Source organism: Vibrio mediterranei (assembly GCF_900088415.1).
Classification (GTDB): Bacteria; Pseudomonadota; Gammaproteobacteria; order Enterobacterales; family Vibrionaceae; genus Vibrio; species Vibrio mediterranei.
In genome coordinates this window covers 179,417-194,141 of sequence record NZ_FLLQ01000004.1, presented here as the reverse complement: position 1 = coordinate 194,141, position 14,725 = coordinate 179,417, and the positions used below count along the sequence as shown (strand labels likewise).

15 protein-coding genes are annotated in these 14,725 nt (G+C 46.2%); 14 read left to right on the top strand and 1 reads right to left on the bottom strand.

The features are described 5' to 3' along the window. The first annotated feature begins 5 nt into the window (after positions 1–5). The 14 genes from cydB to VME0621_RS13320 all read left to right on the top strand — a co-directional run bounded on the left by cydB (position 6) and on the right by VME0621_RS13320 (position 14,053). Positions 6–1,142 carry a cytochrome d ubiquinol oxidase subunit II gene (cydB, locus tag VME0621_RS13390; protein ID WP_062460281.1) on the top strand — a complete coding sequence of 379 codons (1,137 nt, stop codon included), beginning with the start codon at positions 6–8 and terminating at the stop codon, positions 1,140–1,142. Between the two features lie 12 nt (positions 1,143–1,154). After that, the gene (gene cydX, locus VME0621_RS13385; protein WP_006075291.1) at positions 1,155–1,262 is read left to right on the top strand and encodes a cytochrome bd-I oxidase subunit CydX; all 108 of its coding nucleotides are present in this window, start codon (positions 1,155–1,157) and stop codon (positions 1,260–1,262) included. After that, positions 1,255–1,557 carry a cyd operon protein YbgE gene (gene ybgE, locus VME0621_RS13380; protein WP_006075292.1) on the top strand — a complete coding sequence of 101 codons (303 nt, stop codon included), beginning with the start codon at positions 1,255–1,257 and terminating at the stop codon, positions 1,555–1,557. The genes cydX and ybgE overlap by 8 nt, the downstream gene beginning before the upstream one ends. Before the next feature lie 183 nt (positions 1,558–1,740). After that, positions 1,741–2,160: a tol-pal system-associated acyl-CoA thioesterase gene (gene ybgC / locus VME0621_RS13375; protein ID WP_062460279.1), complete on the top strand. Its 420-nt coding sequence runs from the start codon at positions 1,741–1,743 to the stop codon at positions 2,158–2,160. Beyond that, entirely contained in the window at positions 2,150–2,836 is a 687-nt protein-coding gene (gene tolQ / locus VME0621_RS13370; RefSeq protein ID WP_006075294.1) for a protein TolQ, read from the top strand. The genes ybgC and tolQ overlap by 11 nt, the downstream gene beginning before the upstream one ends. After that, positions 2,836–3,279 carry an ExbD/TolR family protein gene (locus VME0621_RS13365; RefSeq protein WP_006075295.1) on the top strand — a complete coding sequence of 148 codons (444 nt, stop codon included), beginning with the start codon at positions 2,836–2,838 and terminating at the stop codon, positions 3,277–3,279. The genes tolQ and VME0621_RS13365 overlap by 1 nt, the downstream gene beginning before the upstream one ends. 13 nt (positions 3,280–3,292) lie before the next feature. Beyond that, positions 3,293–4,315 (top strand): cell envelope integrity protein TolA, encoded by a 1,023-nt coding sequence (gene tolA / locus VME0621_RS13360; RefSeq protein ID WP_038230115.1) that lies wholly within the window; start codon positions 3,293–3,295, stop codon positions 4,313–4,315. A 37-nt stretch (positions 4,316–4,352) separates the two neighbouring features. Next, the gene (tolB, locus tag VME0621_RS13355) at positions 4,353–5,681 is read left to right on the top strand and encodes a Tol-Pal system beta propeller repeat protein TolB (protein WP_216610687.1); all 1,329 of its coding nucleotides are present in this window, start codon (positions 4,353–4,355) and stop codon (positions 5,679–5,681) included. Between the two features lie 30 nt (positions 5,682–5,711). Further along, a complete protein-coding gene (pal, locus tag VME0621_RS13350; RefSeq protein WP_006075298.1) occupies positions 5,712–6,236 on the top strand; it encodes a peptidoglycan-associated lipoprotein Pal in 525 nt (174 codons plus the stop codon). An 84-nt stretch (positions 6,237–6,320) separates the two neighbouring features. After that, positions 6,321–7,109, top strand: coding sequence for a tol-pal system protein YbgF (gene ybgF, locus VME0621_RS13345; RefSeq protein ID WP_062460275.1), 789 nt, complete (start codon positions 6,321–6,323; stop codon positions 7,107–7,109). A 2,316-nt stretch (positions 7,110–9,425) separates the two neighbouring features. Then, the gene (gene nadA, locus VME0621_RS13335) at positions 9,426–10,487 is read left to right on the top strand and encodes a quinolinate synthase NadA (protein WP_006075300.1); all 1,062 of its coding nucleotides are present in this window, start codon (positions 9,426–9,428) and stop codon (positions 10,485–10,487) included. 116 nt (positions 10,488–10,603) lie between these two features. Then, on the top strand, positions 10,604–11,635 hold the full coding sequence (locus VME0621_RS13330) for a potassium channel family protein (protein ID WP_062463651.1): 1,032 nt from the start codon (positions 10,604–10,606) through the stop codon (positions 11,633–11,635). A gap of 122 nt (positions 11,636–11,757) precedes the next feature. After that, complete coding sequence (locus VME0621_RS13325) at positions 11,758–13,098, top strand: BamA/TamA family outer membrane protein (protein ID WP_062463647.1); 1,341 nt, start codon at positions 11,758–11,760, stop codon at positions 13,096–13,098. Positions 13,099–13,108: 10 nt separating this feature from the next. Then, entirely contained in the window at positions 13,109–14,053 is a 945-nt protein-coding gene (locus VME0621_RS13320) for a hypothetical protein (protein ID WP_231892940.1), read from the top strand. Positions 14,054–14,092: 39 nt separating this feature from the next. On the opposite strand, the gene VME0621_RS13315 is transcribed toward VME0621_RS13320, so the two are convergent. Then, positions 14,093–14,662, bottom strand: coding sequence for a UPF0149 family protein (locus VME0621_RS13315; RefSeq protein WP_038230123.1), 570 nt, complete (start codon positions 14,660–14,662; stop codon positions 14,093–14,095). Positions 14,663–14,725 lie beyond the last annotated feature (63 nt).

Genomic DNA, 14,725 nt, shown 5'->3' with positions numbered 1-14,725 from the left:
AAAGAATGTTTGATTACGAAGTCTTACGACTCATCTGGTGGATTCTGATCGGCGTACTATTGGCTGGTTTCGCAATCACCGATGGATTTGATATGGGGGTAGGTGCTTTAGTGCCTATCCTAGGTAAAACGGACAGCCAACGCCGTGTAATGATCAACTCGATTGCCCCTCACTGGGATGGTAACCAAGTATGGTTGATCACAGCTGGTGGTGCGTTATTCGCTGCATGGCCACTTGTTTATGCAACGTCATTCTCCGGTTTCTACTTCGCAATGATTGTGACGCTAGCGGCGCTATGGCTACGTCCAATCGGCCTGGACTACCGTTCAAAGCTAGAAGACACCAAATGGCGTAACGCTTGGGACATCGCTATCTCAATCAGTGGTTTTGTTCCACCAATCATCTTTGGTGTGGCATTTGGTAACTTGCTACAAGGTGTACCGTTCCAACTGAGTGAATTCATGATGCCAACGTATCACGGTTCGTTCTTTGGTCTGCTAAACCCATTTGCGCTACTTTGTGGTCTAGTGAGCTTGTTCATGATTTTGCTACAAGGCTCAACTTGGCTACAAATGAAGACAACAGGTGACATCCATACACGTGCTCGCAACACAGCACAGCTAATGGGCTTACTGGTTGTTGCCGCTTTCGTAGCAGCAGGTTTCTGGATCCAAAACATTGATGGTTATTCAATCGTAAGCGCAATTGACGGCAATGCAGCATCGAACCCACTTAACAAAGAAGTGGTTCGTGAAGCAGGTGCATGGATGGCGAACTTTGAAAAGTACCCACTACTTTGGATTGCTCCAGCACTAGGTGTGGTGATGCCACTACTAGCAGTACTGGCTTCTCGTCTAGAGAAATGTGCAGTGTCGTTCATTGCTTCTTCTCTAGCGAACGGCGGCATCATCTTTACGGCTGGTTTTGCAATGTTCCCATTCGTAATGCCAAGTAGCCTAAACCCTAACCATAGTTTGACTATGTGGGATGCGACTTCAAGTGAGTTGACTCTGAACCTAATGACAGCGGTAGCGTTCGTAATGGTTCCAGTAATTCTTAGCTACACAGCTTGGACTTACTACAAGATGTTTGGTCGTCTTGATGACAAGTTCATCGAAGAAAACAAAAATTCACTTTACTAAGGAACATTTGATATGTGGTATTTCGCTTGGATTTTAGGTGTATTACTTGCGTGTGCATTTGGCATCATCAATGCTCTTTGGCTAGAGCATAGTGAGATGATGGACGAAGATAGTGAGTAACCTTAACCAACAGTTAGAGCAACTCCACAAACCAGTAGATAAGACGCTATTGCGCGTCTTATCCCTGATACTCGGCTTTGTAAATGTCGGTTTGTTTATGTGGAGTCCAGACCAATACGCTGACGCCATTGGTGGCTTCTCGCCATTCTTAGGATTGTTATTTGTATTGTCTGTTTGTGCCAGCATGGTGTTTGGAGTCGGATTCCGACCGAGGTTCTGGCTCTGGCAAGCGGTGTTCAGTCCGTACTTGTCACTAACTGTGTTGAGTTACTTAACGTTAATGTACGTTATCTAAAGAAAACCCGAGCTATGCTCGGGTTTTTTACCTTTTGAAACAAACAAACTTTCGAAACTGCTAATAACTTCATCAGTTGAGTGTAAATTTTGGCACTTTATTCAAAATTTTTTGTCAGCTCTTATAACAAACACAATCACTTGCGTTATATTAGAGCGCAGTATTCATTAGGAAGTTACCAGTTTGTCTCAGTTATCACCGTATTTCGAATTCCCCGTCACCGTCTATTATGAAGACACCGACGCAGGCGGCGTGGTCTATCATTCGAATTATCTCAATTTCTTTGAACGCGCTAGAACCGAGTTGCTTCGTAGCAGAAACGTACATCAACGTCAGCTGCTTGACCAACAAGTCGGCTTTGTCGTTCGTCATATCGATATTGATTTTATCCGCGGTGCACGGCTAGACGACCACCTCACAGTGAAGACACATATTTCTGAATTCAAACGAGCGTCATTAACATTTCAACAAGAAATTGTTGATGAGCAAAATGTGACAATTGCAAAGGCTCTCGTTAAAGTGGCATGTATCGATAATATAAAAATGAAGCCGAAGGCTATCCCTTCGACTATCTTATTGGAGTTAAAAAACAGTGACGGCTGATATTTCGTTTGTGGACCTCATTCTAGAGGCAAGTCTACTGGTTCAATTGGTAATGTTGATTCTGCTTGGGATGTCAGTCGTATCTTGGGCGATGATCATCAAACGCAGCAAGGTACTAAAACAGGCTACTAAAGACTCCGATGAGTTTGAAGATAAGTTCTGGTCAGGTGCCGATCTTTCGCAGATCTACCAAGATGTGAAAAAAAGAAAAGACGACCTTTCTGGTACGGAAGAGATTTTCTATAGCGGCTTCACTGAGTTTTTAAGACTTCGTAAATCTAACGCTGAATCACCAGCTTTCATTATGGAAGGAACGGGGCGTTCGATGCGTGTTGCCGTTTCTCGCGAAGTAGAAGATCTAGAGACAAACCTACCATTTTTAGCAACCGTTGGTTCTATCTCTCCATATATCGGTCTCTTTGGTACCGTTTGGGGCATCATGCACGCGTTCATCGCATTGGGTGAAGTAAAACAAGCCACACTAGCGATGGTAGCACCTGGTATCGCGGAAGCACTGATCGCAACAGCAATGGGCCTATTCGCAGCTATCCCGGCAGTAATGGCGTACAACCGACTCAGCAATAAAGTAGGCAAATTGGAGCACAACTATGCGACCTTCTCAGAAGAGTTCCACAGTATCCTGCATAGACAAGCAATGGCGGGTAGGGAGCAGTAATGGCTGGCTACCAACCAAAGAAACGCAAGCTGACATGTGAAATCAACGTCGTTCCTTATATCGACGTTATGCTAGTTCTACTTATCATTTTTATGGTGACATCACCCTTCGTCACTCAAGGTGTGGATGTAGAACTACCAAAAACGTCCACCGCCAAGCCAGCAACAGAGCTAGCCGGTGACAGCGACGCAAGTTTTATCATTGTTGAAGTCGACCGTGATGGGAATTTTGGTTTGAGCGTTAATAACGAAGACATGCAAAGAGGCCTTAGCTTACAAGACATTATTGTTCGCGTTCGAGCTGAACTGTCGATCAATCCAAACTCGCCAGTGGCAGTAGGCGGTGATGCAGCTACCCCTTACGCAGAGGTAGTGTTGTTGTTAGATGAGTTAAGTCAGGCCGGTATTCCAAAAGTGGGCCTACTAACCGATATCAGGGAATAGTCATCGCAACGGTATGAAAAGCAATAAGAAGAATAACTCTAGCTACGGAAAGCCAATAGCGATCTCTTTGTTTGCTCACCTGATGCTGGTTGTTGCTTTATTGTGGGGGACAGACTTCACAATGAATAAAGCGGAACCAACAGGCATGGTGCAAGCGGTGGTCATCGACCCTGCTAGAGTGCGCCAACAAGCGCAAGAGATTCGCAAGCAGCGCGAAACCGCAGCTAAAAAAGAACAAGACCGCCTTGATAAGTTACGCCGTGAAAGTGAGCAACTGGAGCGTAATCGCAAAGCGGAAGAAGAGCGCATTCGCAAGTTGAAACAGCAACAAGCGAAAGATGCTCAAGCAGCACGTGAGGCAGAGAAACGCCGCGAAGTGGAAAGGAAACGCGCTGCAAAAGCTGAAGCTGAACGTAAAGCCAAAGAAGAAGCTGTTCGTGTTGCTGAGCAACAACGAGTCGCTAAAGAAGCGGCGATAGCTAAGGCAGAGAAAGAACGTTTAGAAAAAGAACGAGCGATCAAAGAAGCACAAGAAAAAGCCCAGCGTGAGAAAGAAGCCGCTGAGCGTGCCGAAAAAGACCGTATTGCTAAAGAGAAAGCCGCCAAAGAAGCAGCAGAAAAAGCCAGAATAGAGAAGGAGCGTTTGCAGCAACTTGAGCGTGAGCGCAAGGAGCAAGAAGCCGCTCTAGATAACATTTTCTCTGGCCTTGAAAGTGAAGCAGCTCTGAATACTAGTGCGCGCTCAAAACACGTTGCATCAGAAGTACAACGTATGGGCGCCATCTACACTCAGCTGATTCAACAAAAGCTGCTTCTAGAGGACAGCTTTCGGGGAAAGCAATGTCGAGTTAACTTGAAACTGATACCTGCGGGTAACGGCGCTATCGCTGGTCAAGTTGCAGTACTCGATGGAGATAGCAGACTTTGTGCCGCGACTAAGCGTGCGATAGCTCAGGTTGGGACCTTTCCGCTTTCAAAAGAAGCGGATGTGAACCAACAACTTAAAAATATTAATCTGACCGTAGTTCCAGAGTAAAAAGGAAGACCTCGTGATTAAGCGAATACTATTAGGAATGGCATTAGTGCTGAGCTTCGCTGCTCAGACTGCAAATGCCGCTTTAGAACTTGTCATTACCGACGGTATTGATTCCGCAAGACCTATCGCTATTGTCCCATTTAAATGGGAAGGTGAGGGAAAACTTCCTCATGATGTTTCGGCCGTGATTGCATCAGACTTACAACGAAGTGGTAAGTTTAGTCCTGTAGCAACTAGTAAAATGCCGCAAACGCCATACGATGCGTCAGACATTAACTTTGAAGCGTGGACATCCATTGGTGTTGATTCGTTGCTAACGGGTACCATCGTGAAAAACGCAGAAGGTAACTACGAAGTAAGCTACCAACTGGTTGATGTGGTGCGCGGTCAATTGACTGGTGGCAAATCAAAGGCTCTAAGTGGTGATGGCCAACTGGTTCTGTCGAACGACCACGTCCTATTCAAGAAGAAAGCAACCGTTCCAGGCAATCGCCTACGTGAATATGCTCACCGCATTTCTGACCTTGTTTATGAAGAACTAACTGGTGAGCGTGGTGCATTCTTAACGCGAATCGCTTATGTCGTTGTTAATGACAAAGATCAGTACCCATATCAAATGCGTATTGCTGACTATGATGGCTATAACGAGAAGCTTGTTCTACGTTCTAAGCAGCCACTAATGTCTCCGGCTTGGTCTCCAGATGGGAAAAAACTTGCCTATGTAAGTTTCCAAAACGGGCAAGCTGAAATCTTCATCATGAACATCTACACCGGTAAGCGTGAAAAGATTACGTCATTCCCACGTCACAATGGTGCGCCAAGATTTTCTCCTGATGGCAAGACGTTAGCGTTAACACTATCAAAGACTGGGCAACTGCATGTATATACGTTAAATCTTGAAACAAGAAAACTGCGTCAAATTACTAGCGGTAGGTCAAATAATACGGAACCGTTCTGGAAACCAGACGGCAAATCCCTTATTTTTACGTCGGATAGGGGTGGTAACCCTCAGATTTATGAAGTAAATTTGTCCGACGGTAAAACCAAACGTATCACATGGCAGGGTAGACAAAACCTCGGTGGGCAGATCACCCCTGACGGTCGCTACCTCGTGATGGTAAATCGCTCGAACTCTGGATTTAATCTTGCAAAACAAGACTTAGAGACAGGTTCAGTGCAAATCCTCACGAAAACACTGCTAGATGAGTCACCAAGCATCGCACCAAATGGTGGCATGGTGATATACAGCTCTATTTATAACAAAACTAACGTCCTTTCTATGGTCTCCATCGATGGACGATTTAAAGCTAGATTACCGGCTACAAATGGGCGTGTAAGAGCCCCAGCATGGTCACCGTTTTTATAGCAATTAAATTTTTAGGTTAAGGAAATAACAATGCAATTAAACAAAGTTTTTAAGGGGTTGCTAATCGCACTGCCAGTTCTTGCGATGACAGCATGTAGCTCAACTGATGACGCTGCGTCATCAACAGGTGCAGAAACTTCTAACCAACAACAGCAAGAAACTGTTGTTGCTACTCCAATCGATGAGAATGCACAACTTTCTGAGCAAGAGCTAAAAGAAAAAGCGCTTCGTGAAAACCAAACTATCTACTTTGCGTTCGATAACTCTACAATTGCTGGTGACTACGAAGATATGCTTGCAGCACACGCAGCATACCTAAGCAAAGACCCATCACTAAAAGTGACTATCGAAGGTCACGCTGATGAGCGCGGTACTCCTGAGTACAACATCGCACTAGGCGAGCGTCGTGCACAAGCTGTAGCTAAGTACATCCAAGCTCTTGGTGTACAAGCTGACCAAATCTCTATCGTAAGCTACGGTGAAGAGAAACCACTAGTACTAGGTCAATCTGAAGACGCGTACGCGAAAAACCGTCGCGCAGTTCTAGTTTACTAATTCAATCTGCTTAAGATTGTTGAGTCGCAGCCTTTGCGCTGCGACTCATTGTTTTAAGCCACGGCAATTGAGGTAATAACCTTTATGAACAGTAACATTAAGCGCGTTGTTACGCTTACGTTACTAGCCGGCGCAGCAAGCACAGCTTACGCGACAAAAGCACCGGTTACCGACTTGAGCGCAACATCTTCCTCGGCAACTGCTGCCTCTATTTCAGCAGCCCATGCTGCAACCAATGAAACTGACGTTCAACGCTTAGAACGCCTGCTTCAGAACCGAAACCGAGTTCAGTTGCAAATGCAGCAACAGCTCGATGAAATGACGCAAGAAATCGCAACTCTACGTGGTCAGCTAGAACGAAACAGCTACGATATGGAGCAAATGTTGCAGCGTCAAAGAGAACTATTCATTGAGATCGATAAACTTCGCTCTCAAGCAAGCACGGCCGCAGTCCCAGTTCCTGTAGCAAAAGACAGCACAACACCTCAAGGCAAATTCAGCACAGACGCTGATGAGCAAACGGCATATCAAAATGCTGTAGACCTTATCTTGAAAAAACGCGACTACGCCGGTGCTATCGAAGCATTCAAGCAATTCCAAAAAGACTATCCAAACTCAACCTTTATGCCGAACACGCATTACTGGTTAGGTCAGCTTTACTTTGCTAAACGCCAAGATTCAGAAGCAGAAAAGAGCTTTAAAGCGGTATTAGGCTTTAAAGAATCCAACAAACGTGCAGATGCACTAGTTAAATTGGGCGATCTAGCGAAGCGCGGCAACAAAGCAGCAGAAGCGAAAAAGTACTACGAGCAAGTAATTGCTGAGTACCCTGGTAGTTCTTCTGCAAAAGTTGCTCAGTCCAATTTGAAGTAATAATCAGACAAGTGCGTTGTCGCTTTTATAGCCGGGCGCCTGCATTGGCAGGCAGGCGTTCACCTAAAGCGATCTCAACCAGCCAAAGCTCGTCATTCCTGCGCAGGCAGGAATCTACTAAAAGCGCGTTCCGTACTCGCTGTAACAAGACCCCTGCCTCCGCAGGGGTGACGCCCAAAATAACGCCTGTGTCAATTGTGGATGTAATTGCTCCGTCTTCCAGTTACATAGTATCCACACCATTCCGCTAACTATGTACCTGCACTGGCAGGCATTTACCTAAAGCGTTCCCAACCACCAAAGGCTCGTCATTCCTGCGCAGGCAGGGATCTACTAAAAGCGCGTTCAGTACTCGCTGAAATAAGACCCCTGCCTCCGCAGGAGTGACGTTTAAAGTAACAGCTGTATCAGTTGTGGATGCAATTGCTCCGTCTTCCAGTTTCATAGTATCCAAACCATTCCGCTAGCTATGCACCTGTACTGGCAGCCATTTACCTAAAGCGCTTCCAACCACCAAAGGCTCGTCATTCCTGCGCAGGCAGGAATCTACTAAAAGCGCGTTCAGTACTCGCTGTAACAAGACCCCTGCCTCCGCAGGGGTGACGTTTACAGTAACAGCTGTATTAGTTGTGGATGCAATTGCTCCGTTTTCCAGTTTTATAGTATCCAAACCATTCCGCTAGCTATGCACCTGCACTGGCAGGCATTTACCTATAGCGCTCCCAACCACCAAGGCTCGTCATTCCTGCGCAGGCAGGAATCTACTAAAAGCGCGTTCAGTACTCGCTGAAATAAGACCCCTGCCTCCGCAGGGGTGACGTTTACAGTAACAGCTGTATCAGTTGTGGATGCAATTGTTCCATCTTCCAGTTACATAATGCCCACAACCCATTCCGCTAGCTATGTACCTGCACTGGCAGGCATTTACCTAAAGCGCTCCCAACCACCAGGGATCGTCATTCCTGCGCAGGCAGGAATCTACTAAAAGCGCGCTCAGTACTCGCTGTAACAAGACCCCTGCCTCCGCAGGGGTGACGTTTAAAGTAACAGCTGTATCAGTTGTGGATGCAATTGCTCCGTTCTCCAGTTTTATAGTATCCAAACCATTCCGCTAACTATGCACCTGCACTGACAGGCATTTACCTAAAGCGCTCCCAACCACCAGGGATCGTCATTCCTGCGCAGGCAGGGATCTACTAAAAGCGCGTTCCGTACTCGCTGGAACAAGACCCCTGCCTCCGCAGGGGTGACGTTCAAAATAACGTCTGTATCAATTGTGGATGCAATTGCTCCGTCTTCCAGTTACATAGTATCCACACTATTTCGCTAACTATGCACCTGCACTGGCAGGCATTTACCTAAAGCGCTCCCAACCACCAGGGGTGGTCATTCCTGCGCAGGCAGGAATCTACTAAAAGCGCGTTCAGTACTCGCTGGAACAAGACCCCTGCCTCCGCAGGGGTGACGTTCAAAATAACGTCTGTATCAATTGTGGATGCAATTGCTCCGTCTTCCAGTTACATAGTATCCACACTATTTCGCTAACTATGCACCTGCACTGGCAGGCATTTACCTAAAGCGCTCCCAACCACCAGGGGTGGTCATTCCTGCGCAGGCAGGGATCTACTAAAAGCGCGTTCAGTACTCGCTGGAACAAGACCCCTGCTTCCGCAGGGGTGACACCCAAAATAACGCCTGTGTCTATTGTGGATGTAATTGCTCCGTCTTCCAGTTACATAGTATCCACACCATTCCGCTAACGATGCGCTTGCACTGACAGGCATTTACCTAAAGCGCTCCCAACCACCAGGGATCGTCATTCCTGCGCAGGCAGGGATCTACTAAAAGCGCGTTCAGTACTCGCTGAAATAAGACCCCTGCCTCCGCAGGAGTGACGTTTAAAGTAACAGCTGTATCAGTTGTGGATGCAATTGCTCCGTCTTCCAGTTTCATAGTATCCAAACCATTCCGCTAGCTATGCACCTGTACTGGCAGCCATTTACCTAAAGCGCTTCCAACCACCAAAGGCTCGTCATTCCTGCGCAGGCAGGGATCTACTAAAAGCGCGTTCAGTACTCGCTGTAACAAGACCCCTGCCTCCACAGGGGTGACGACCAATATTAACTGCTGTGGCAGTTGTGGATATAACTGTTTTATCTTCCAACCTCAACGCTTCTTTACAACCCATCACACTCTTAGCCCGATACGGCCACTTTCTATTCAACTTTGGTCGATTACCTCAGGCCTGCCTTTGTCCTTGTAGGAATATCCGTGTACAATGCTCGGACTATTTGGAAGTAGCATAGAGCATGCGCTATGAGCCACATCTTAGACACTATTGATACGGTATATCCGTTTCCCCCTAAGCCTGTTCCTCTAAGTGATGACGAGAAACAGCAATACATTGCAAACATCAAAACGCTATTAAAACAAAAAGACGCGGTTTTGATTGCACACTATTACACCGATCCTGAAATCCAAGCTCTTGCAGAAGAGACGGGTGGTTTCGTGGGTGACTCTCTTGAAATGGCGAAGTTCGGTAACCGCCACGATGCGTCGACGTTGATCATTGCTGGCGTTCGCTTTATGGGCGAATCAGCAAAAATCCTAACGCCAGAAAAACGCATTCTGATGCCAACTCTAGAAGCGGAATGTTCTCTAGACCTTGGCTGTCCAGCGGACAAGTTCACTGAATTCTGCGATGCGCATCCTGACCACACGGTTGTGGTTTACGCCAACACCTCTGCAGCCGTAAAAGCGAGAGCTGACTGGGTTGTGACGTCAAGTATCGCCCTTGAAATCGTCGAGCACCTAGACGCTGAAGACAAACCAATTATTTGGGGTCCAGATCGTCACCTAGGTTCGTACATCGCGAACCAAACTGGTGCGGACATGCTTTTATGGCAAGGTGAGTGTATCGTCCATGACGAGTTCTCTGCCAAAGCATTGAAAGACATGAAGTCAGTTTATCCAGACGCAGCGATTCTGGTACACCCGGAGTCTCCGGCTAGTGTCGTTGAACTGGCGGATTCTGTTGGTTCTACCAGCCAGCTGATCAAAGCAGCCAAAGAGCTACCGCACAAGCAGATGATTGTTGCGACCGACAAAGGCATTTTCTTCAAAATGCAGCAAATGGTACCAGAGAAAGAACTGATCGAAGCACCAACAGCAGGCGCTGGCGCAACATGCCGCAGCTGTGCACACTGTCCTTGGATGGCGATGAATGGTCTACGTGCCATTGAAAAAGCACTGAAAGATGGCGGTGAAGAGCACGAAATCTTTGTAGATGACGAGCTACGCGTTAAGTCGCTGATTCCTTTAAATCGCATGTTGGACTTTGCTGAGCAACTGCAAATTAAAGTGAAAGGCAACGCGTAACCACTAAAGTTAACGCCGTTCTCAAAAAACCAGTCTTCGGACTGGTTTTTTCGTATATGTTGTTCGCCATTTTCATATATGCTTAACACATAATCCGTCTACGAATAGGGAAGTCAGTGGCGATTTGGTTACAACTCAGAAAATGGTTTCATTCTCATCTGTTCGAACTCAGGTTTAAAAGCTTAGCGGCCGCCATTTTGCTTTATGCTGGCTTATCATGGGTATTACTCAGAGCCAGTGGCGAAACAGACCTGACGGTTCCTATTTCTCAATTCATCTATTTTATCGTCGTCACCGCTTCAACGGTTGGTTATGGCGACTTATCTCCAACGACGGAAGCAGGTCGTTGGGTGGCTATCTTATTTGTCATCCCTGGAGGACTAATGTTGTTTGCGGCGTTACTTGGCCGTTTAGCAGCACTCGGGCTCGATTCTTGGCGTTCTGGACAACTCGGTAAAAGGAAAGTAACTGTGGAAAATCATATTCTAATGTTGGGTTGGAATGGTCAGCGTACTATTCATCTTATTCGTATGTTGCAACATGAAGAAACAGGTCGCAGACCTATAGTGTTGTGCAGTCGTTCGGATATCGAAAACCCGCTTCCCGGTGAGATTTCTTTTGTCAAAGTGAACAGCTATACCGACGGACGAGAAATGGAAAAAACCAACATCGAAACCGCTAGTTGTATTCTTATTGATAATCCCGAAGATGATATAACCCTCTCTGCGGCCCTTTATTGCTCAAACCGCAACCCTAATGCTCACCTGCTGGTTTATTTCAAAGACGAAGCGCTGAGCGACCTTCTACATCAACACTGTCCAAACTCTGAATGTATCCCAGCTGTAGGAGCGGAAATGCTTGCTAAGGCTGCGGTTGATCCTGGTTCAAGTGCCTTACATCAAGAGCTATTAAGCTCAACACGAGGCATGACGCAATACTCGGTTCACTACCCAAGCGATGCTCCAGACTCATCGGTCGAAGCCTTGTTCAATTGGATGAAAGTAGAGTACCAAGCGACTTTAATCGCAGTGGATGTAGGAAATGGCATCATTCTTAACCCAGATCTCGAACAATCCATTTCCGCAGGCAATAAATTGTTCTATATCGCCGACGAGCGAATTGACAATTTTTCTTGGAAAAACCTCTAGCCACAAGCCTATGTCATCAAATTGTTCATCGATATTCGGAATGTGAATAATTTGAGAAAGAAAAATATCTTGATACGGAAATGTGTTCTGTTTATTATGCGCGCGCTTTTTTGAAAAAATGAATGAACGTTCATTCATTGATTATGGGAACCTTACAATTCATGCGCGTAAACTTGCTGTCGCTACTTGTCCTTTCTGCTATTGCACCATCTATTGTGGCCGCGAAAGAAGATGTCGTTATACCTAGCTATGCTCAACTTGAAACCAAGAAAGAAGACATGGTGTTCGAACACGACGTTACTAAAGCAGACGCTAAGGTAGACGAATACGATGACGCTATCTCAAAACTAAAAGACGACAATACCGATAGCCGCTATTCAGAGACCATCTCAGATCTAAAGTACGCAAAAAAATACTACCGTGAAGTGAATGGGTTACCGATGTTCAGCTTCCTAGGTGGACCTGCATTTACTCCGGAACAAGGTGTGCTTGTTGCGGTAGGTGGTTTGTATTCATTCAAAACCGACCGCGAACAGCAACAACTCCAGCGCTCAAGTGTCTCGGCATTTATCATCGGTAACTATGTTGATTCGGAAGTGGGCTATGGTTTACGAGCTAAACATGACCTGTTTTGGAATAACGATGATATTCAATTCCAAGGCGCATGGAACGCAGGTACTCAAGGCAAACACTATTGGGGGATCGGCTATGATGCCGCGCAACAGTTTGATTTTGGCGATGTCACTCAATACAAGGCCAACACCAACAATTATAAAGGCAATTTGATCTTTCGAATGGTCGACAACTGGTTTGTAGGCCCAGCAATTAAGCTGAATTACTTTAGTCCAACCACCGAACCTGATTCGGCGATATTGGATGAGAACTTTAACGAGTTCAAAGATAAACCTTTTACATGGGGTCTAGGTGGCAGCATTCAATACGATTCTCGTGACGTTGCCGTTAATCCTTGGAGTGGCTCTTTGTTTAGAACAGAGGTGCTGCTGTATAGCGAAGCACTAGGCAGTCAAGCTGAGTACCAAAAACTGGATGTGGAATATCGAACTTTCCACAGTTTCCAGAAGGGTCGAGTGTTGGCGGTGCTAGGTCGATTCCAACAAGCTTTTGGTGATACGCCGTATTACGACATGCCTGAACTAGGCGGCGCAAACTCGATGCGCGGTTACTATCAAGGCCAATATCGTGACAAGGTGACGGCAGAAGTAACCGCAGAATACCGACATACATTCCGTCGAAGCTCAGGCGCGCTATCTAACCATGGCATTACCGCATGGACGGGCGTGGGCTCGGTGGGAGAGTCTGTCGAAGATTTGTCGGGACACGCTATTTTGTCTTATGGCATTGGCTATCGCTATGAACTTCAACCGCGCATGAATATCCGCCTTGATTTAGGGATGGGTAAACATGGCTCGGCATTTTATTTCAACTTTACTGAAGCTTTTTAGGTAAACCGTTTTGATTAGATTACTAACCATACTCGTTGTTACATCTCTTTATATGGTATTTAATACTGTATACGCAGCGAGTGATGAACTGAAACAACAAGTAGAAAGAGAGAAGAACCAAGCGCACTGGAGTGGTCTACCGGTTTGGGGTGAGCAGGCTCGTGACCTAGGTTATGAGTTACCGATTCCCGTTGGTTTTGGCATCTATATGAACTCTCAAGATGTTGAGTATGTAGCGACGGATGATTTCAAAATTGACGCAACAGGCGGGCTACTTGGCGGTCGTAACAAGCCTAATCACTATGTCGTACCAGCAGATGATGTATCGATTAAAGGGTCTGATAAGAGTGTACAGCTTAGACTCGACGCATGGGTATTTCCATTCCTAAATGTTTATGGTTTAGCAGGCTATACCGAAGGAAATAAGGAGATCAGCGCCGATCTTTCCAACGCAACACGTAATGGCAGACCGTTTCCTGTACCAGCGACCATACCAATCAACATCGAATATGAAGCCTACAACTTAGGTATTGGTGCGGTACTTGCGACGCAGTTTGAAGTGATCGATGGATTCAACCCGATTATTGTCACGGCAGCGGGTGCTGTAACCAATGCTTGGACCACCACTACAGACAGTACCATTTTAACCAAAATCGGTGCGGTGCGAGTTGGTCAGCGTTATGACGTACCTTACGGTAAGTTAACGATGTTATTGGGTTATCAGTATCAGAGCATTGAGCAGAACGTGACAGGTAGCTTAACCGACTTGCAAGTTGGTGGTTTGAACCTCGCTGATGAACTGCGCTTTGACGTAAACCTAAAAAGTAAAGAAACATCCAACATGTCACTCGCAGCAGTCTACGACTTTGGCTATGAGAAAGAGTGGAACTTAATGGCGGAATACAGCTTCCTGAACTGGAATCAGCTAATTGTGTCGATGGGTTATCGTTTCTAGAAATAATAAAAAGCTCCTCATAATGAGGAGCTTTTTGCATTACTGCTGCTCAGCCAGTACCGCGCCTTTTTGCGTAATGCCACAAAGCATCATTGGCATGGCATTATAGATTTCAGCAAACTGCTCCAAACCTTCAATACCTTGTGCTTGTAGCGTTGCGATAGATGTCTCTGGGTCGTAAAGCATGCTCAATGACAGTAGCACGCCGCCTAACAGAGCGTTGTCTTCACTGTGTTCAGGCATGATGGTTTCCCAGTCATCTCTAGCCAATTGCCAACCTTGAAGAACACCTTCGCAGAAGTCTTTGGTTGCCAACGTCACGATCTCTTCTTCGTCTAGCTCACAACCTTCCGGCCACTGCCATTCGCCGTCTAATAGAGCAGGGCGGAAGTCATTCCACAAGCCAATAATTGCTTGTGCGTAAGTTTCTAATTGCTCACCGGATGTGAATGGTGCCACTTCCTCACCACCCCACAGAAACGGTAGCCACTCTTCAGGTGGTAAGGTATGTGGCGCAGCGGCCATCGAGGTGACAAAGCCTTGTGTTTGAGCTTCGTTAAGAAGTTTGCCTTCTAACTCAGGAAGGGAAAGTATGTCTTTTAATGTCAAAATGCTTTACCGTAAAGGCGAAAATGATGCTTAATAGTAACAAGCTACAGACGAATAAAATAG